Raw genomic sequence first — 17,107 nt, 5'->3', positions numbered from 1 at the left:
GCAGTGCCCCTCAGGCCTGCATCACCACGGGGCCGCCCTGCTCCAGCGCCCGCTGGTAGGCCGGACGCGCCCGCATACGCTGGCGGTAGGACACCAGGTGCGGCCAGGCCGTTTCGTCGCCCCCGCGCGCGAGGGCCGCCTCCACGGCAAAGCTCATCTGAAAGTCGGCCATGGTCAGGTGGCCCCCGGCGAACCAGTCGTGCTGTGCCAGGTGCGCGTCCATGAAAGCCAGCGCGGTTTGCACGTTCGGGCCGATGAGTCTTTGCTGCACTTTGGCGCACAGGGTGCGCGCGATGGGGCGCACAAAAAACGGCATGGGCTGGCGCGCAATGGTGTCGAACACCAGCTTCATCACCAGCCAGTTCATCAGGGACCCCTCGGCGTAATGCATCCAGAACCTGCACTGGCGATGTTCTGCCGTGCCGCGCGCGGGTTCCAGATGGGCCAGATCCGCCGGCGCCTGTGCACCGTAGCGCTCGGCCAGATATTCGATGATGGCGCCAGATTCGGCCACTACCATGTCGCCATCGGTGATGACGGGCGACTTGCCCAGCGGGTGCACCCGCTTGAGCTCTGGTGGCGCCAGCTTGGTCACGGGGTCACGCGAGTAACGGCGGATGTCGTAGGGCACGCCCAGTTCTTCCAGCAGCCACAGAATGCGCTGGGAGCGCGAGGTTTCCAGGTGGTGAACGGTCAGCATGGGCGGCATGGTAGTGCAGTCGCGCACGAAGGGTTGGTGCCTGCCGCGGCACGGCGTGCCCCGCCATGGGTGGGCTTTCCCTCGCGCCAAGGCCCGGACCCACGTCCCTCCCTTCGGCAAAGGAGCGCGGGGCGCTTTGGAAGCTATATTTTTGATAGCTTACAGCACTTACTCATCAACGCTTAGCGCCGATTTTCATCCAAAGACGGATCAACGCCGGCTGTAGATCTGGTCAAACAGCGCGCCGTCCGCAAAATGCTCCCGATTGGCCTTGGCCCAGCCACCGAAAGCCTGGTCGATGGTGGCCAGTGTGAGCTTGGGGAATTGCTTGTCGTACTGGGCCTTGGCCTTCTCGCTGGTTGGACGGTAGAAGTTCTTTCCAGCAATGTCCTGCCCCTCGTCGGAATAGAGGTAGGAAAGGTACTCCTCCGCCAGCGCGCGCGTGCCCTTCTTGTCCACCACCTTGTCCACCACCGCCACCGTGGGTTCGGCCAGGATGGACAGCGATGGCACTACGATCTCGAACTTGTCCTTGCCGAACTCCTTGAGCGCAAGAAACGCCTCGTTCTCCCAGGCCAGCAGCACGTCGCCCACACCGCGCTGCACGAAGGTGATGGTCGAGCCGCGCGCACCCGTGTCGAGTACCGGCACGTTCTTGTAGAGCTTGGACACGAAATCCTTGGCTTGAGTGTCGCTGCCGTACTTGCGCTTGGCGAATTCCCAGGCAGCAAGATAGTTCCAGCGCGCCCCGCCGCTGGTCTTGGGGTTGGGTGTGATGACTTGCACGCCGGGCTTGACCAAGTCATCCCAATCCTTCACGCCCTTGGGGTTGCCCTTCTTCACCAGAAACACGATGGTGGAGGTATAGGGCGCCGAGTTGTGCGGGAGGCGCTTTTGCCAAGCGGGCGCCAGCAGGCCGTGCTGGGCCAGCGCATCCACGTCTCCGCCCAGGGCCAGCGTAGCCACGTCGGCGTCGATGCCATCGATGATCGAACGCGCCTGCTTGCCCGAGCCGCCGTGCGACTGTTTGAACTGCACTTCCTGCCCCGTCTTGGCCTTCCAGTGGCGCGCGAAGGCCTGGTTGTAGGCCACATAGAGTTCACGCGTGGGGTCGTAGGACACGTTGAGGAACTGGGCGGGCTGCGCAAACGACGGCAAAGACGTCAGGGACATGACCGCCGTCAGGGCGGTGGCCAGGGGAAACTTGATAAAGTCGCGGCGATTGTTCATGAAGGGCTTTCGTTGCAGGGTGCGTCGGTGCGGTTCACCGATGCAAGGCATTCTGGAAGTCGCCCTTCAAAATCCAAACCAATAAGATTTCAGTTCGTTATTCCATTGACGTCTGAAGTTTCAGCAAGGAATCGCTCCATGGCACGTACCGTCCACTGCATCAAGCTCGGCAAGGAAGCCGAAGGCCTCGACTTTGCGCCCTACCCCGGCGATCTGGGCAAACGCATCTATGACAACGTGAGCAAGCAAGCCTGGGCCGACTGGATCAAGCACCAGACCATGCTGGTCAACGAGAACCGCCTGAACCTGGCCGACGCGCGCGCCCGCCAATACCTCGCCCGCCAGATGGAAAACCACTTCTTCGGCAGCGGCGCAGACGCTGCGGCGGGTTATGTGCCGCCCAGCGCGTAACGCAGTGCAGCGCTGCAAGAAGCGGTTTCGCTAAAGCCACTTCTTTGGCGCGGCGCAGACGCTGAGGCTGGCTGCGTCCCGCCCGGCGCATGACGCAGCGCTGCGCCAAAGCAGCGCCTCTTTGCAGTCGCCCCCGTCGCATCACTGTGGCGGGGGCGTTGCCGTTGTAGCCCACTGCGCCTGGCAGGCGACCCAGGCCCGGCTCCCTGAGGAGATTTCATGTTGCCGTCGGTGTCATTGCTGGACTCGTTCCAGTTCTCACAGTTCACCACCCTGCTGGTGATCTACCTTGTGGCCATCACGGCCGAGGCCATGTCTGGCGCGCTGGCCGCAGGCCGGCGCAACATGGACATCTTCGGTGTCAGCGTGATCGCCTTTGTGACCGCGCTGGGCGGCGGCACCATCCGTGACATGGTGCTGGGCCACTACCCGATCGGCTGGACACAGCACCCGGAATACGTGTACCTGGTGATCTCCGCAGGCCTGCTGACGACGGTGGTGGCGCGCTACCTGCACCGGATCAAGCGCGTGTTCCTGCTGCTGGACGCCATGGGGCTGATCGCGTTCTCGCTGATCGGATGCAACGTGGCCCTGGAACTGGGCTACCCGCCCGTGGTGGTGGTGATGTCCGGCATGCTCACGGGCATCAGCGGCGGCATCCTGCGCGACGTGCTGTGCAACCAGGTGCCCGTGGTCTTTCGGCGCGAGCTGTACGCCAGCGTGTCCCTGGCCGTGTGCCTGCTGTTCCTGGGACTGCGCACGATGGAAGTGGAAAACAACCTCAGCACTTTGGTGTGCTTCGCCGCCGGCCTGGCGCTGCGGCTGCTGGCACTGCACTACCACTGGCGCCTGCCGGTGTTCTCGTACCAGCAGCGCTGGGAATGACACTGTTTCTGTAATCTTTTCGCGCCTCCCGACACCATGTCCGAACCGATTGAATGGCTGGAAGACGGCACGCCCTACAGCCCGCGCTTCTCAGACCGGTACCACAGCGAGCACGGCGGCCTGGAACAAGCCCGCGGCACATTTCTCGCCGGCTGCGGCCTGCCCCAGGCCTGGCAGAACCAGCCGCAGTGGCGGGTGCTGGAAACCGGCTTCGGCCTGGGCCTGAACTTCCTCGTGACCTGGGCCGCGTGGCGCGCCGACCCCCACCGGCCACAGCGGCTGCACTTCGTTTCCTGCGAGGCCTGGCCCGTGAGCGCGGCCGATGTGCTGCGCGCCACGCCCATCGATTCCACACTGCAATCGCTGGCCCAGCAGTTGGCGGCGCAGTACTGGGGCTTGCTGCCGGGCGTGCACCGGCTCTCGTTCGACGGCGGGCAGGTGCTGCTCACGCTGTACATCGGTGACGCGCAAGCCCTGCTGAGGCAGCAGCAGCCCACGGCGGATTCGGTGTACCTGGACGGCTTCGACCCCCAGCACAACCCGCAAATGTGGGACATCCACACCCTCAAGGCCGTGGCGCGCTGCTGCCGCCGCGGCACCCGCCTGGCGACGTGGACGGTGGCGCGCGGCGTGCGGGACGGGCTGGTGCAGTGCGGCTTCGAGGTGCAGAAGGTGCCGGGTGTCCGCCCCAAGCGCGACAACCTGCAGGCCACCTACGCGCCCCGCTGGGAGCCACGCGCCGGCCAGCCCGTGCTGCCAGACGCCACGGTGGCCGCCCCGGCCCGCTGCCTGGTGGTGGGCGCAGGACTGGCGGGCGCCGCCGTGGCGGCCAGCCTGGCGCACCGTGGCTGGCAGGTCCAGGTGCTGGACCGGGCCGATCACCCTGCCGCCGGTGCATCCGGCCTGCCGGCGGGGGTGTTCGCGCCCAATGTCTCGCAGGACGACAACCTGATCTCGCGCCTGTCGCGCGCGGGGGTACGCACCACGCTGAATACGCTGGCGCAGCTTCCAACCGAGACGCGCGGCACCGACTGGAGCGCGTGCGGCACGCTGGAGCACCGTGTGGACGGCACCACCGGATTGGCCTGGAGCGACGGGCCTGGCCTGGACTGGAGTCGCCCCGCAACACCCGCACAACTGCAGGCCAACGGCTTATCGGCAGACACGGTGGCCTGCTGGCACGAGCACGCAGGCTGGGTGCGCCCGCCCCAGCTCATCGCCCACCTGCTGAACGACCCGGCCATCCGCTGGCACGGCAGCGCGGCGGTGGCGGAGTTGCGCCGCACCACCGTCGACGGCCAGCCCCTCTGGCAGGCACTGGACGCCGAAGGGCACGTACTGGCCGAGGCGGAACTTGCCGTGGTCTGCGCCGGGCACCACACCGGCCCGCTCACGCACGCGCATTGGCCCATGAACCCGTTGCGCGGCCAGTTGGCCTGGGGCCTGCATGCCCAGGCCCCCGCCGGCGCCCCGTGGCCGCCCCAGCCGCTCAATGGCAACGGCAACCTGGTGCCCCGTGTGCCGCTGCAGGGTGGCGCAGGCTGGGTGCTGGGCTCCACGTTCGAGCGCCTGAAGACCGCCCTGCCCCCCAGCCCTGACGACCAAGCCAAAGGCTTGGCCACCAATCAGGCCAAACTGCACGCGCTGCTGCCCCCCCTGGGCGCTGCCATGGACGCCGCCTTCACCCAGGCCGCCACCGCGCCGGACGGCCCCGTGCGCACCTGGGCGGCCGTGCGCTGCGGCGCGCTGGACCGCCGTCCCATCGTGGGGCCGGTGGACCCGGTGCGCCAGCCCGGCCTGTGGCTGTGCACTGCCATGGGCGCGCGCGGGCTCACGCTGTCATTGCTGTGCGGCGAACTGATCGCCGCGCGGCTGCACAGTGAGCCCCTGCCGCTGGACGCCCCTCTGGCGCGCGCGTTGAGCAGCGAGCGCTGGCTAGGGTATGAGCCACAGTGAACCGACATGCATTTCATATACAAATAACGGAATATATGAAGCATTAAAAAATAGTTTGTCTTTATAAGACAGACTTTTAAAGTGCGCCCATCGATGCTGCGGGCGCCATTCGGGGCCCGGCGGCACCTGTGTTGAAACGCCCACGGCCCTGCCATGTACCAGTACACCGAATTCGACCGCCAGTTCGTCCACCTGCGCGCCCAGCAATTCCGCGATCAGCTCGAACGCTGGCAGCGCGGCGAGTTGACCGACGAGCAACTGCTGCCCCTGCGCCTGCAAAACGGCTGGTACATCCAGCGCTACGCGCCCATGGCCCGCATCGCCGTGCCCTATGGCGACATCAACAGCGCCCAGCTGCGCATGCTGGCCCACATCGCCCGCGAATACGACCGCCCCACGCCCGAGCTGCTGGCCCATGCCCAGGCCACGCAGGACCAGCTGCAGGCCGCCCAGCCGGGCCTGACACTGGCCGCGCCCCCGCTGCGCTACGGCTACGGCCACTTCACCACGCGCACCAACGTGCAGTTCAACTGGATTCCCATCACCCGCGCGGCCGACGTGATGGACCTGCTGGCCAGCGTGCACATGCACGGCATCCAGACCAGCGGCAACGACATCCGCAACATCACTTGCGAAGCCTACGCCGGCATCGCCGAGGACGAGATCGTGGACACCCGGCCGTTCGCCGAGATCACGCGCCAGTGGAGTTCGCTGCACCCCGAGTTCACCTACCTGCCGCGCAAGTTCAAGATCGCCTTCAACGGCGCCGCGGAAGACCGTGCCGCCACCGGCTGGTATGACATCGGCCTGCAAGCGCTGAAGAACGCGGCTGGCGAGGTGGGCTTTGCCGTCAAGGTGGGCGGCGGCATGGGGCGCACGCCCGTCATCGGCACCGTGGTGCGTGAATTTCTGCCGTGGGACCAGCTGCTGAACTACATCGAAGCCATCGTGCGTGTGTACAACAGCTACGGCCGCCGCGACAACAAGTGGAAGGCGCGCATCAAGATCCTGGTCAAGAGCGAAGGCCAGCAGTTCATCGACGCGGTGGAGGCCGAATACCGCGCCATCCTGGAGCAGGACGGCGCCCCCCACACCATCACCCAGGCCGAGCTGGACCGCGTGACCGGCCATTTCGTCGTGCCACCGCTGCGGCCTGCCGGCCGCCCGCATGGCGTGAACACCTCCGGCCAGCTGTACCAGCGCTGGCTGCAGCAGAACGTGCGCGGCCACCGCATGACCGGCCTGAAGGCGGTGACACTGTCGTTCAAGCGCGTGGGCTTTGCGCCCGGCGACGCCGACGGCGACACGCTGGACGCCCTGGCCCAACTGGCCGACCAGTTCAGCGCCGGCGAGGCGCGCCTGACGCACGAGCAGAACCTGCTGCTGCCCTGGGTGCACGAAGCCGACCTGCCCGCGCTGTACGAGGCCGCGCGCAAGCTGGGCCTGGCGCAGCCCAACATCGGCCTGCTGACGGACATGATCGCCTGCCCGGGCGGCGACTTCTGCTCGCTGGCCAACGCGCGTTCGCTGCCCATCGCCGCGGCCATCACCGAGCGCTACCAGGACCTGGACGAGCTGTTCGACATCGGCCCCATCGACCTGCACATGAGCGGCTGCATCAACAGCTGCGGCCACCACCACAGCGGCCACATCGGCATCCTGGGCGTGGACAAGGACGGCAAGGAGTGGTACCAGATCACGCTGGGCGGCTCCGACGGCACGCAGCTGTCCGGCCCGGCCATCGGCGGCAAGGTGGTCGGCCCGTCGTTCTCGGCCGCCGAAGTGCCCGACGTGATCGAGGCGCTGCTGGACACCTACCGCGCGCTGCGCAAGGGCAACGAGCTGTTCATCGACACCCTGCGCCGCGTGGGCCAGGACCCCTTCAAGGCCGCCGCCAATGGTGCGCGCCACCCCAAGGCGGCTGAAGAGGCCGTGGCCTGACCCCACTCAAAAGACCTTGAATACTATGAAAATCATAGCTGCTGGCGCTTTATCCCTGGGCGCTGACGACCTCAAAACCCTGCAGATCGCCAACGATGCCGACCTGGCCGCGCTGGCCGCCGAAGGCGCGCTGGAGGGCGTGCAGCGCATCGAGCTGCAGTTCCCCAAGTTCACCGACGGCCGCGCCTACAGCCAGGCGCTGCTGCTGCGCCGCCGCTACCGCTTTGCGGGCGATATCCGCGCCACGGGCGACGTGCTGATCGACCAGCTGGTGCACATGCACCGCAGCGGCTTCAGCAGCGCGGTGCTGGCGCCCGGCGTGGACCCGGCCGCGGCCGAACGCCAGTTCGCGCGCTATGCCGCCTTCTACCAGGGCGACGTGCTGGAGCCGCGCCCGCTGTTCGCCCGGGAGGCCGCATGAGCACCGCCACGGCAGTCAGCGCCGCCGAACTCGCCCGCGTCAACGCCGAGCACGGCCACGATGCCGCCGCCCTGGTGGCCTGGGCGCTGGGCCTGGGCCAGACGCCCATCGTCACCACCAACTTCCGCCCGTTCGAGGCCGTGATCCTGCACCTGGTCACCCGCGTGCAGCCGGGCGTGCCCGTGGTCTGGATGGACAACGGCTACAACACCGAGGCCACCTACCGCTTTGCCGACGCGGTGACGAAGCAGCTCGGGCTCAACCTGAAGATCTACCTGCCGCGCCGCTCGCGCGCCCACCGCGAGGCCGTCGAAGGCCCGACGCCCGCACTGGACGACCCGCGCCACGCCGCGTTCACCGAAGAGGTGAAGCTCGAACCCTTCGCCCGCGCCCTGCGCGAAACGGCACCCCGGGTGTGGTTCACCGCGCTGCGCGCGACCGACACCGCCGTGCGCGCGCAGATGGAGCCCGTGAGCATCAACCCCGACGGCCTGATCAAGGTCGCGCCGCTATTGCACTGGTCGTCCAAACAGCTGCACGAGTACTGCCAGCAGCACGGCCTGCCCAACAACTTTGACTACGTGGACCCCACCAAGGGCGAAGACAACCGCGAATGCGGCCTGCACCTGGCCCACTAAAAACGATAGCTGCCTGCGCTTGCCCCACAAGCGCTGGAGCCAGATTTGACTGGAACATCGAATGAACGCCCGTGTTGACTCCCAAGTGCTCAACCAGCTCAGCAACCGCCACCTGGACGCGCTGGAAGAAGAAACCATCTTCATCCTGCGCGAGGTGGCCGCGGCCTTCGAGCGCCCCGCCCTGCTGTTCTCGGGCGGCAAGGACTCGCTGGTCATGCTCAAGTGCGCAGAGAAGGCCTTCGGCGCGGGCCGCATTCCCTACCCGCTGCTGATGATCGACACGGGGCACAACTTCCCCGAGGTGACCGACTTCCGCGACTTCCGCGCAAAGGAACTGGGCGCCGAACTCATCGTGCGCAGCGTCGAGGATTCGATGGCGCGCGGCACCGTGCGCCTGGCCCACCCCGGCGAATCGCGCAACGTGCACCAGTCCGTCACGCTGCTCGAAGCGATTGAGGAGTTCCGTTTCGACGCCTTGATCGGCGGTGCGCGCCGGGACGAGGAGAAGGCGCGCGCCAAGGAGCGCATCTTCAGCCACCGCGACAGCTTCGGCCAGTGGCAGCCCAAGGCGCAGCGCCCCGAACTGTGGACGCTGTTCAACACCCGCCTGGCCCCCGGCGAGCATTTCCGCGTGTTCCCCATCAGCAACTGGACCGAGCTGGACGTGTGGCAGTACATCGAGCGCGAGCAGGTCGCCCTGCCATCGCTGTACTACGCCCACCCGCGCGAAGTGGTGGAGCGCCGCGGCCTGCTGGTGCCCGTCACGCCGCTCACGCCCCCGAAGGACGGCGAAGCGGTGCAGACGCGCACCGTGCGCTTTCGCACCGTGGGCGACATCACCTGCACCTGCCCGGTAGAAAGCCTGGCCGCCACGGCAGGCGAAATCGTGATCGAGACCCTGGCCGCCGAGGTCAGCGAGCGCGGCGCCACGCGCATGGACGACAAGACCAGCGACGCCTCGATGGAAAAGCGCAAGAAAGACGGGTATTTCTGATGACCACCGCCACTATCAATTCAATAGCTTCCAGCGCACAACCAGAAAGCGCTAGCGGCACAAATGATCACATTTCCGCGCTGCGCTTCATCACCTGCGGCAGCGTGGACGATGGCAAGAGCACGCTGATCGGCCGCCTGCTGGTGGACAGCCGCGCCGTGCTGCAGGACCACCTGGCCGGCGTGCAGCGCGGCGGAGAGACCGACCTGGCGCTGCTGACCGACGGCCTCAGTGCCGAGCGCGAGCAGGGCATCACCATCGACGTGGCCTACCGCTACTTCGCCACCGAGGCGCGCAAGTTCATCATCGGCGACGCGCCCGGCCACGAGCAGTACACGCGCAACATGGTCACCGCCGCCTCCCAGGCCGACGCCGCCGTGGTGCTGGTGGACGCCACCAAGCTTGATTGGCAGAACCCGCAACTCACGCTGCTGCCGCAAACGCGCCGCCACAGCCTGCTGGTGCACCTGCTGCGTGTGCATTCGCTGGTGTTTGCCGTGAACAAGCTCGACGCCGTGGCCGACCCACAGCTCGCCTACCGTCACATCCGTGCCGCGCTGGAGCAGTTCGCCCGGCACGCGGGCATCGCGGTGGCGGGCGTGGTGCCGGTGTCGGCGCTCAAGGGCTGGAACGTGGTAGAGGCCAAGCCCGGCTGGTGCGACTACGCGGGCCCGAGCCTGCTGCAGATCCTGGAGCGGCTGCCCAACACCCCGCCCGACGCCGGCCTGCCCCTGGCCTTCCCGGTGCAGTGGGTGGAGAAATTTTCTTCCTCGTCCGACACCTCGCAGGGGCGCCGCGTGTTCTGGGGCCGGGTGGGCACGGGCCGCGTGCAGCCGGGTGCGCAGGTCGCCATCTTCCCCAGCGGACAGCTGGCGCAGGTGGCGCAGGTCTTGGACCATGCGCGCCGCGCCACCGGCGTGGCCGCGGGCCAGAGCGCGGGCATCACCCTCGACCGCGAGGTGGACGTCTCGCGCGGCGACTGGATCGTGGCTGCGCCCGCACCCGCTGCCGCGGCCGAGGACGACTTCGACACCCCCGCCGCCGTGCCCGCATGGCCCGGCCAGCGCGAGATCACCGCCACCGTCGCGTGGATGGACGACGAGCCGCTGCTGGCGGGCCGCGTGTACTGGGCGCTGCACGGCCACCGCTGGGTCAAGGTCAAGGTGCGCCGCGTGGTCCACCGTCTGGACATCAACACCCTGGCCGAGGAAGACGCCACCCAGCTGGAGCCCAATGCCATCGGCCATGTGGAGCTGCTGCTGCAGGAACCCCTGCCCGCGGCGCCGTTCGCGCGCAGCCGCGTGCTCGGTTCGCTCATCCTGGTCGACACCGCCAGCCACAAGACGGCGGGCGCCGTGCTGGTGAACGCACCGGCCCCAAAAGCTTGATCAACGTTAAGGTTTCCGCGCCTCAGGCATGGTTGGCTGGCCTGCTGAGGCGGCGGTCGGCCTAAAATCGCGGGCTAACCCCATACCAGAACACAACTACTCATGACTCACGTCGTCACCGAAAACTGCATCAAGTGCAAATACACCGATTGCGTGGATGTGTGCCCCGTGGACTGCTTCCGCGAAGGCCCCAACTTCCTCGTGATCGACCCCGACGAGTGCATCGACTGCGCCGTGTGCATCCCTGAATGCCCGGCCAACGCCATCTTTGCCGAGGAAGACCTGCCCAGCGACCAGCTGGCCTTCATCAAGATCAACGCCGAGCTGACGCCCAAGTTCAAGAGCATCACCAAGCGCAAGGCAGCGCTGCCCGACGCTGACGACTGGAACGGCAAGCCCGGCAAGCTGGACCAGCTGGAGCGCTGACTCCCGCGCTCCCGCCACGCCCCGCATGCACCCATCCCCCAGCAGCCCGACGCCCCAGGCCGCGGACGCCGTGGTGATCGGCGCCGGGCCGGTGGGGCTGTTCCAGGTCTTCCAGCTCGGGCTGCAGGGCATCGCGGCGCACCTGGTTGATGCGCTGCCCCTTGTGGGTGGCCAGTGCGCCGAGCTGTATCCCGACAAACCCATCTACGACATTCCCGGCATCCCGGTGTGCACGGGCCTGGGGCTCGTGGAACTGCTGCAGCGGCAGATCGCCCCTTTCGCCCCCACGCTGCACCTGGGCCAGCAGGTCCACGCGCTGGCCGCGCAGGCCGACGGACGTATTCTGCTCACCACCACCGCCGGCACCGCGCTGCTGGCGCGCAGCATCTTCATTGCCGCGGGCGTGGGCGCCTTCGTGCCGCGCGCCATCAAGGCCGAGGGGGTGGAGGCGCTGGCCCCCGGCCAGTTGCTCTACCACCCTGACGCCGCCACGGCCACCCGTGCCGCGACCGGCAAGCGCGTGGTGGTACATGGCGGCGACGAGGCGGCCGTGCAGGCGGCGCTGGACTGCGTGGACGCTGCCGCGCAGGTGCTGCTGCTGCACCGGCGCGATGCCTTCCAGGCCGCGCCCGCGCTGCTGGCGCAACTGCAGGCACTGCGCGAGGCGGGCCGCATCCAGGTCGTGATCGGCCAGATCACGGGCGTGGAGACCGCGCCCGACGGCACCCTGCAGGCGCTGGCCCTGCTGGACCCGCAAGGCGAGCCACAGCGCCAGCCGCTGGACCTGTTGCTGGCCTACCTGGGCATCTCTCCCCGCCTGGGGCCCATTGCCGACTGGGGCCTGGCGATGGACCGCAAGCAGCTGACCGTGGACACGGCCACTTTCGCCACCAGCGTCCCCGGCATCTACGCCGTCGGCGACATCACCACCTACCCCGGCAAGCGCAAGCTGATCCTGTGCGGCTTCCACGAAGCCACCCTCGCCGCCTTCGCCGAGGCTGAACGGCAGGCGGGCCACAAGCTGCCCCTGGAATACACCACCAGCAGCGAACGGCTGCAGGCCCGGCTGGGGGTCGCCCCGGCCCGCTGACCTGCGGCGACGGCGCGGCGCGCCCTGCGGCATGCGCGGGGCGCTATTGAAGCAGGAGCTTGCAGCGCGCGTTCTGCCTTGTTTCCAAATAGAAAACTGTCTCAGAATGGCTTGTATAGTGCGCTGGCAGCTATATTTTTCATAGCAATTGACGTTTCGGCCATCGGTTCGCGCCTGAAACGGCCGGAACTTCGCACGCGGGCGGCCCTCCACCTGGGGGTTGTCATCCCTCAGTTCCAACTCCAAGGAGATCACCCCGTGCCCTTCGCACTGCCCCTGCCGCATCGCATCCTGTCCAAAGCCCTGGCCGCCGCCACGCTGGCCCTGCCCCTGCTCATGCCCGCCGGCGTGCAGGCGCGCGATTTCGTCAGCATCAAGGGCAATGCGGTCAACGTACGCGAGAAGCCCAGCACCCGCTCGGCGACGCTGTGGGAGCTGGGCCGGGGCTATCCGCTGCAGGTGCAGCAGCGCAAGGGCCGGTGGCTCCAAGTGCGGGACTTCGAGGAGCCGCTCGGCTGGGTGTACGCGCCGCTGACCAGCAAGACGCCGCACCGCGTGGTGACGGCACGCGTCGCCAACCTGCGCGCCGGCCCCGGCCAGCAGCACAAGACCGTGGGCAAGCTGCAGCAGCATGAGGTGGTGCGCAGCCTGGGCCAGTCGGGCAGCTGGGCCCGGGTGCAGCGCGAAGACGGGCAAAAGGGCTGGGTGGCCCGGCGCCTGACCTGGGGCTGGTGATATTTCGGGTGCCGCGGCGGTGTGGGCCTGTGCGCGCGCGGTGCCCGGCGCTCCCTCAGCCGCCCGTTACTCGATCACACGCTGCGCCACCGGCGCATAGCCATGGTTGAGCGGCCCGTGGCCGTGGCCGGTGCGCACATCGGCCCCCGCAGCGATCGCGCCCAGAATGTACTGGCGGGCCAACCGCACCGCCTGCGCCAGCGGCTGGCCCAATGCGAGGTGCGCAGCGATCGCCGACGACAAGGTGCAGCCTGTGCCGTGGCCGTTGTGCGTGACGATGCGCGCAGCTTCCAGGCGGTGGCGCTCGTCGCCAGGCAGGGCCAGCACATCCACCACCCGGTCGCCCGGCAGATGCCCGCCCTTGAGCAGCACCGCGCGCGCGCCCAGCGCCAGCAAGTCGGTGGCGGCCGCGTCCAGCGCGCTTTCGTCGGCAATGGCGCGGCCCAGCAGCCAGCCGGCCTCGTCCAGGTTGGGGGTGACCACGGCGGCCAGCGGGAACAGCGCGCGCACCAGCGTGCCCACGGTCTCCTCGGCAATCAGCCGGTCGCCGCTGGTGGCGACCATCACCGGGTCCAGCACCACGTTGGGCAAGCCATGGCGAAGAATCGCGTCGGCCACCACCTGCACCACCTCGGGCGAATGCAGCATGCCGATCTTCACCGCATCCACGCCGATGTCCTCGACCACGGCGTCGATCTGTGCGCGCAGCATCTCGGGCGGAATGCCGTGGATGCCCGTCACGCCGCGCGTGTTCTGCGCGGTGATGGCGGTGATCGCGGTCATGCCGTAGCAGCCCAGGGCGCTGAAGGTCTTCAGGTCGGCCTGTATGCCCGCGCCGCCGCCGCTGTCGGAGCCCGCGATGGTCAACACGCGCGCATAGCGCCGGCCACCGCCGGGCGTCTGTGTCTCTTGGTTCATGGCAAAAATTATCGGCCAAGCCGCAGCGCATTCAACGCAGCCGCGGCAACGCCAGAGCCTGCGCCACGTCAACAACAGGGGCACCACCCCTGTGCTGTAATGCCGGCCACGGACGAAACAGGGGTGTCCCCGCCGCACTAAGAACGTGTTGACGAAAGCGGCAGGCGACTGAGAAATACCCTAAGCACCCGATCCAGGTCATGCTGGCGTGGGGAGTTTCAACAGCATCGGCGCGCCGCGCGCTCCCGTTTTGTCCTTTGGTTGTTTGGCCTGGCCTTTCATCACGGACACGATGCACACTTTCCCCACCCTTCGCTCCTCCTCCCGCGTCACCATCCTGGGCGCGGGCCTCATGGGCCGCCTGCTGGCCGTCGAACTCGCCCGCCAGGGCCACGCCGTTGAGGTGCACGAGGCCGGCACCCGTGTCGCCGAAGGCGCCGCAGCCTACGTGGCCGCCGCCATGGTGGCCCCCCTGGCCGAATCCATCGTGGCCGAGCCCGGCGTGGTGCGCATGGGCGTGCACTCGCTGGCGCGCTGGCCCGAGCTGCTGGCACCGCTGGCCGCTCCGGTGTACTTCCAACATGACGGCACGCTGATCCTGTGGCACCGCCAGGACGCGCCCGAAGCCGCGCGCATGCGCCTGAAGTTCGAGCAGACGCAAGGCCTGGTGCCCGGGCTGCCGCGCATGCAGGCGCTGGACAGCGCCGGCGTGGCCGCCCTGGAACCCACGGCCGCACAGCGCTTCCACCAGGGCCTGTACCTGCCCGGCGAGGGCCAGTTGGACAACCGCCAGGCCCTGGCCGCGCTGGCCGCCACCATGGACCAGTTGGGCGTGGTCACGCATTGGGGCAGCGCGCGCCAGCCGGCCGACTTCACTCCCGGCCAGGCCGGCCAGCCCGACTGGGTGCTGGACTGCCGGGGCCTGGGCGCGCGTGCGCAATGGCCGCAACTGCGCGGGCTGCGCGGCGAGGTGGTACGCCTGCACGCGCCCGACGTGACGCTGCAGCGCCCCACGCGCATCGTGCATCCCCGCTACCCGATCTACATCGCACCGAAGGAGAACCACCTGTTCGTCATCGGCGCCACCGAGATCGAATCCGACGACATGTCGCCCGCCAGCGTGCGCTCCACGCTGGAGCTGCTGAGCGCCGCCTACGCCGTACACCCGGGCTTTGCCGAGGCGCGTATCCTGGAGATCTCCACCCACTGCCGCCCCACCCTGCCCGACAACCTGCCCGCCGTGCGCGTAGTGCAGGATCGCGTGCTGGAGGTCAACGGTTTGTACCGCCACGGCTTCATGATCGCGCCGGCCATGCTCGATGTGGTCATGCAGGTGCTGAACACGGGACAATCCGAGCTCGCCCCTGAATTCGACCTCTCGCTGCAGCTCGACCGCGAAGCTGCGCTGCACACATGAACGTATTCATCAACCAAAACGCCGTGCAACTGCCCGATGGCGCCACCGTCGCCGACGCCGTGGCCCACCTGGCACCCCAGCCCCCGTTTGCCGTGGCCGTGAACCTGCAGTTCGTGCCCAGTGCCCGCTATGCCGCGCACGCCCTGCAGTCCGGCGACCAGATCGAAATCATTGCGCCGGTCACCGGCGGTTGAGCCTTTTTTCACCCATGAACAGTCCTACCTCTTCCCCCGACACGCTGGTGCTCTACGGCCAGGCGTTCCAGAGCCGCCTGCTGCTGGGCACCGCACGCTACCCGTCTCCCGCCGTGCTGGAGGCCGCCGTGCAGCGCGCGCGGCCCGCGATGCTCACCGCATCGCTGCGCCGCCAGGGCAGCAACCCGGCCGAATCCGGCAGCAGCTTCTGGGAACTGCTCAAGCGCCTGCAGGTGCCAGTGCTACCCAACACCGCCGGCTGCCATAGCCTGCAGGAAGCCATCACCACCGCCCATATGGCGCGTGAAGTCTTCGACACCCCCTGGATCAAGCTGGAACTGATCGGCGACGACTATACGCTGCAGCCCGATACGCTGAACCTGGTGCAGGCAGCCGAGCAACTGGTCCGCGAAGGCTTCTACGTGCTGCCCTACTGCACTGAAGACCTGGTGCTGTGCCAGCGCCTGGTGGACGTGGGCTGCCAGGCCGTCATGCCGTGGGCGGCGCCCATCGGCACGGGCCGCGGCCCGGTGAACCCCTATGGCCTGCAGCTGCTGCGCGAGCGCCTGGACGTGCCGCTGCTCGTGGACGCCGGCCTCGGCCTGCCGTCCCACGCCTGCCAGGTGATGGAATGGGGTTACGACGGCGTACTGCTCAACACGGCCGTGGCCCTGGCGACCGACCCCGTGCAAATGGCCGGTGCCTTTGCCGATGCCGTGGCCGCAGGCCGCGCCGCCCGCATGGCCGGCGCGATGACACCGCAGGAGGCGGCGCAACCCAGCACGCCCGTGCTGGGCACGCCGTTCTGGCACCACGCGCAGGACTGAGCATGCCGCAAGCCGCCGCGCCATTGCCTTCTGCAGCCGCCATGGAGCAAGCCATCCGCCAGCACCATGCGTCGGCGTTTGCGGACTTCCCGCCGCAGCCGATGCCGGCGACAACCGTGGAAGGCCCCGTGTACCGCGCAGCCCTTGCGGCCTGCAGCGCCCTGGGTTTCATCGCCCATGACGCAGACTGCCTGGCCCGCGCCTGGGCTGCGCAGACGCGGCGCACCGGCCGCTTCGACCCGGCGCAGTGGCCCGACGAGCCCGCAGACTTCGGACTGCAGCCGCGCCCCCATGCGCACCCCTTTGCAGCCTGCCCACAGAACCTGGGTCTCTACGCCGTATTGCCCGATGCCCAATGGGTGGGCCGCATGGCGCAGGCCGGCGTGCCGACGGTGCAGCTGCGCTTCAAAAGTGACGACCCTGCGGCCATCACGCGCGAGGTACGCGCCGCAGTGCAGGCCGTGCAAGGCACCGCTTCGCTGCTGTTCATCAACGACCATTGGCGCCAGGCCATCGCGGCCGGAGCTTATGGCGTGCACCTGGGCCAGGAGGATCTGGATGCGCTGAGCCCCGAAGAGCTGCGCACGCTGCGCGAGTCCGGGGTGCGCCTGGGCGTGAGCACGCATGGCTACGCCGAGATGGTGCGCGCCGACGCGGCCAGCCCCAGCTACATCGCCATGGGCGCGGTGTTCCCCACCACGCTCAAAAAAATGGCCACAGTGCCCCAGGGCGTGGCGCGGCTGGCGGGCTATGCCCGGCTGATGCGCGGCTATCCGCTGGTTGCCATCGGCGGCATTGGCCTGGCCCAGTTCCCGCAAGTGCTGGCCACCGGAGTGGGGTCGATTGCCGTGGTGCGCGCCGTGGTGGCGGCCGATCAGCCGGAAGCCGCTGCGGCGCAGCTCATGCGGGCCATGGACGCCGGCAGGCGATAGCCCC

At 68.3% G+C, this 17,107-nt stretch carries 18 protein-coding genes and 1 riboswitch; of the genes, 15 read left to right on the top strand and 3 right to left on the bottom strand.

Features of this window, described 5'->3' with window-relative positions; genetic code table 11:
• Positions 1-10 precede the first annotated feature (10 nt).
• Both I3K84_RS02965 and I3K84_RS02960 read right to left on the bottom strand, forming a co-directional pair.
• Entirely contained in the window at positions 11-700 is a 690-nt protein-coding gene (locus tag I3K84_RS02965; RefSeq protein ID WP_196995472.1) for a glutathione S-transferase family protein, read from the bottom strand.
• Positions 701-910: 210 nt separating this feature from the next.
• Positions 911-1,930: a sulfate ABC transporter substrate-binding protein gene (locus I3K84_RS02960; protein WP_041835972.1), complete on the bottom strand. Its 1,020-nt coding sequence runs from the start codon at positions 1,928-1,930 to the stop codon at positions 911-913.
• A 138-nt stretch (positions 1,931-2,068) separates the two neighbouring features.
• Between I3K84_RS02960 and I3K84_RS02955 the strand changes: the two genes are divergently transcribed.
• From I3K84_RS02955 to I3K84_RS02905, 11 genes are all read left to right on the top strand, one after another.
• Positions 2,069-2,341 carry an oxidative damage protection protein gene (locus I3K84_RS02955; protein WP_011805062.1) on the top strand — a complete coding sequence of 91 codons (273 nt, stop codon included), beginning with the start codon at positions 2,069-2,071 and terminating at the stop codon, positions 2,339-2,341.
• 219 nt (positions 2,342-2,560) lie between these two features.
• Positions 2,561-3,226: a trimeric intracellular cation channel family protein gene (locus tag I3K84_RS02950; RefSeq protein WP_011805061.1), complete on the top strand. Its 666-nt coding sequence runs from the start codon at positions 2,561-2,563 to the stop codon at positions 3,224-3,226.
• Positions 3,227-3,262: 36 nt separating this feature from the next.
• Complete coding sequence (gene mnmC, locus I3K84_RS02945) at positions 3,263-5,182, top strand: FAD-dependent 5-carboxymethylaminomethyl-2-thiouridine(34) oxidoreductase MnmC (protein ID WP_196995471.1); 1,920 nt, start codon at positions 3,263-3,265, stop codon at positions 5,180-5,182.
• A gap of 153 nt (positions 5,183-5,335) precedes the next feature.
• Complete coding sequence (locus I3K84_RS02940) at positions 5,336-7,123, top strand: nitrite/sulfite reductase (RefSeq protein ID WP_172206998.1); 1,788 nt, start codon at positions 5,336-5,338, stop codon at positions 7,121-7,123.
• 25 nt (positions 7,124-7,148) lie between these two features.
• Complete coding sequence (locus I3K84_RS02935) at positions 7,149-7,544, top strand: DUF934 domain-containing protein (protein WP_011805058.1); 396 nt, start codon at positions 7,149-7,151, stop codon at positions 7,542-7,544.
• Entirely contained in the window at positions 7,541-8,182 is a 642-nt protein-coding gene (locus I3K84_RS02930; protein WP_015913441.1) for a phosphoadenosine phosphosulfate reductase family protein, read from the top strand. The genes I3K84_RS02935 and I3K84_RS02930 overlap by 4 nt, the downstream gene beginning before the upstream one ends.
• 61 nt (positions 8,183-8,243) lie before the next feature.
• Positions 8,244-9,176 (top strand): sulfate adenylyltransferase subunit CysD, encoded by a 933-nt coding sequence (gene cysD / locus I3K84_RS02925; protein ID WP_123675757.1) that lies wholly within the window; start codon positions 8,244-8,246, stop codon positions 9,174-9,176.
• Positions 9,176-10,564 carry a sulfate adenylyltransferase subunit 1 gene (locus tag I3K84_RS02920; protein ID WP_196995470.1) on the top strand — a complete coding sequence of 463 codons (1,389 nt, stop codon included), beginning with the start codon at positions 9,176-9,178 and terminating at the stop codon, positions 10,562-10,564. The genes cysD and I3K84_RS02920 overlap by 1 nt, the downstream gene beginning before the upstream one ends.
• A 102-nt stretch (positions 10,565-10,666) precedes the next feature.
• Positions 10,667-10,990 carry a ferredoxin FdxA gene (fdxA, locus tag I3K84_RS02915; RefSeq protein WP_011805054.1) on the top strand — a complete coding sequence of 108 codons (324 nt, stop codon included), beginning with the start codon at positions 10,667-10,669 and terminating at the stop codon, positions 10,988-10,990.
• A gap of 25 nt (positions 10,991-11,015) precedes the next feature.
• Complete coding sequence (locus tag I3K84_RS02910) at positions 11,016-12,080, top strand: NAD(P)/FAD-dependent oxidoreductase (RefSeq protein ID WP_172207002.1); 1,065 nt, start codon at positions 11,016-11,018, stop codon at positions 12,078-12,080.
• A gap of 336 nt (positions 12,081-12,416) precedes the next feature.
• Complete coding sequence (locus tag I3K84_RS02905) at positions 12,417-12,815, top strand: SH3 domain-containing protein (protein ID WP_253940149.1); 399 nt, start codon at positions 12,417-12,419, stop codon at positions 12,813-12,815.
• Positions 12,816-12,881: 66 nt separating this feature from the next.
• On the opposite strand, the gene thiD is transcribed toward I3K84_RS02905, so the two are convergent.
• A complete protein-coding gene (gene thiD, locus I3K84_RS02900; protein WP_047351324.1) occupies positions 12,882-13,733 on the bottom strand; it encodes a bifunctional hydroxymethylpyrimidine kinase/phosphomethylpyrimidine kinase in 852 nt (283 codons plus the stop codon).
• A 109-nt stretch (positions 13,734-13,842) separates the two neighbouring features.
• A riboswitch (TPP riboswitch) is annotated at positions 13,843-13,965 on the top strand.
• Positions 13,966-14,025: 60 nt separating this feature from the next.
• On the opposite strand from thiD, the gene I3K84_RS02895 reads away from it, so the two are divergent.
• The 4 genes from I3K84_RS02895 to I3K84_RS02880 are packed head-to-tail and all read left to right on the top strand — an operon-like array spanning position 14,026 to position 17,103.
• Entirely contained in the window at positions 14,026-15,150 is a 1,125-nt protein-coding gene (locus I3K84_RS02895) for an FAD-dependent oxidoreductase (protein WP_196995469.1), read from the top strand.
• On the top strand, positions 15,147-15,344 hold the full coding sequence (gene thiS / locus I3K84_RS02890) for a sulfur carrier protein ThiS (protein ID WP_011805049.1): 198 nt from the start codon (positions 15,147-15,149) through the stop codon (positions 15,342-15,344). The genes I3K84_RS02895 and thiS overlap by 4 nt, the downstream gene beginning before the upstream one ends.
• A gap of 14 nt (positions 15,345-15,358) precedes the next feature.
• Positions 15,359-16,171, top strand: a complete 813-nt coding sequence (locus I3K84_RS02885; protein WP_196995468.1) for a thiazole synthase — start codon at positions 15,359-15,361, stop codon at positions 16,169-16,171.
• Positions 16,172-16,173: 2 nt separating this feature from the next.
• Complete coding sequence (locus I3K84_RS02880; RefSeq protein WP_196995467.1) at positions 16,174-17,103, top strand: thiamine phosphate synthase; 930 nt, start codon at positions 16,174-16,176, stop codon at positions 17,101-17,103.
• Positions 17,104-17,107: the final 4 nt, after the last annotated feature.

Origin of the sequence: Diaphorobacter sp. JS3051 (assembly GCF_015832135.1) — a bacterium.
Classification (GTDB): domain Bacteria; phylum Pseudomonadota; class Gammaproteobacteria; order Burkholderiales; family Burkholderiaceae_C; genus Diaphorobacter; species Diaphorobacter nitroreducens.
The sequence above is the reverse complement of the archived record's forward strand: the minus strand, read 5'-3'. Positions and strand labels throughout refer to the sequence as shown.

Coding starts and splice junctions, on each gene's coding strand:
- I3K84_RS02955 (WP_011805062.1), top strand. CDS start 2,069: ATGGCACGTACCGTCCACTGCATCAAGCTCGGCAAGGAAGCCGAAGGC.
- mnmC (WP_196995471.1), top strand. CDS start 3,263: ATGTCCGAACCGATTGAATGGCTGGAAGACGGCACGCCCTACAGCCCG.
- I3K84_RS02885 (WP_196995468.1), top strand. CDS start 15,359: ATGAACAGTCCTACCTCTTCCCCCGACACGCTGGTGCTCTACGGCCAG.
- I3K84_RS02940 (WP_172206998.1), top strand. CDS start 5,336: ATGTACCAGTACACCGAATTCGACCGCCAGTTCGTCCACCTGCGCGCC.
- I3K84_RS02935 (WP_011805058.1), top strand. CDS start 7,149: ATGAAAATCATAGCTGCTGGCGCTTTATCCCTGGGCGCTGACGACCTC.
- fdxA (WP_011805054.1), top strand. CDS start 10,667: ATGACTCACGTCGTCACCGAAAACTGCATCAAGTGCAAATACACCGAT.
- I3K84_RS02880 (WP_196995467.1), top strand. CDS start 16,174: ATGCCGCAAGCCGCCGCGCCATTGCCTTCTGCAGCCGCCATGGAGCAA.
- I3K84_RS02920 (WP_196995470.1), top strand. CDS start 9,176: ATGACCACCGCCACTATCAATTCAATAGCTTCCAGCGCACAACCAGAA.
- thiS (WP_011805049.1), top strand. CDS start 15,147: ATGAACGTATTCATCAACCAAAACGCCGTGCAACTGCCCGATGGCGCC.
- I3K84_RS02930 (WP_015913441.1), top strand. CDS start 7,541: ATGAGCACCGCCACGGCAGTCAGCGCCGCCGAACTCGCCCGCGTCAAC.
- thiD (WP_047351324.1), bottom strand. CDS start 13,733: ATGAACCAAGAGACACAGACGCCCGGCGGTGGCCGGCGCTATGCGCGC.
- I3K84_RS02910 (WP_172207002.1), top strand. CDS start 11,016: ATGCACCCATCCCCCAGCAGCCCGACGCCCCAGGCCGCGGACGCCGTG.
- I3K84_RS02895 (WP_196995469.1), top strand. CDS start 14,026: ATGCACACTTTCCCCACCCTTCGCTCCTCCTCCCGCGTCACCATCCTG.
- I3K84_RS02905 (WP_253940149.1), top strand. CDS start 12,417: ATGCCCGCCGGCGTGCAGGCGCGCGATTTCGTCAGCATCAAGGGCAAT.
- I3K84_RS02965 (WP_196995472.1), bottom strand. CDS start 700: ATGCTGACCGTTCACCACCTGGAAACCTCGCGCTCCCAGCGCATTCTG.
- I3K84_RS02960 (WP_041835972.1), bottom strand. CDS start 1,930: ATGAACAATCGCCGCGACTTTATCAAGTTTCCCCTGGCCACCGCCCTG.
- cysD (WP_123675757.1), top strand. CDS start 8,244: ATGAACGCCCGTGTTGACTCCCAAGTGCTCAACCAGCTCAGCAACCGC.
- I3K84_RS02950 (WP_011805061.1), top strand. CDS start 2,561: ATGTTGCCGTCGGTGTCATTGCTGGACTCGTTCCAGTTCTCACAGTTC.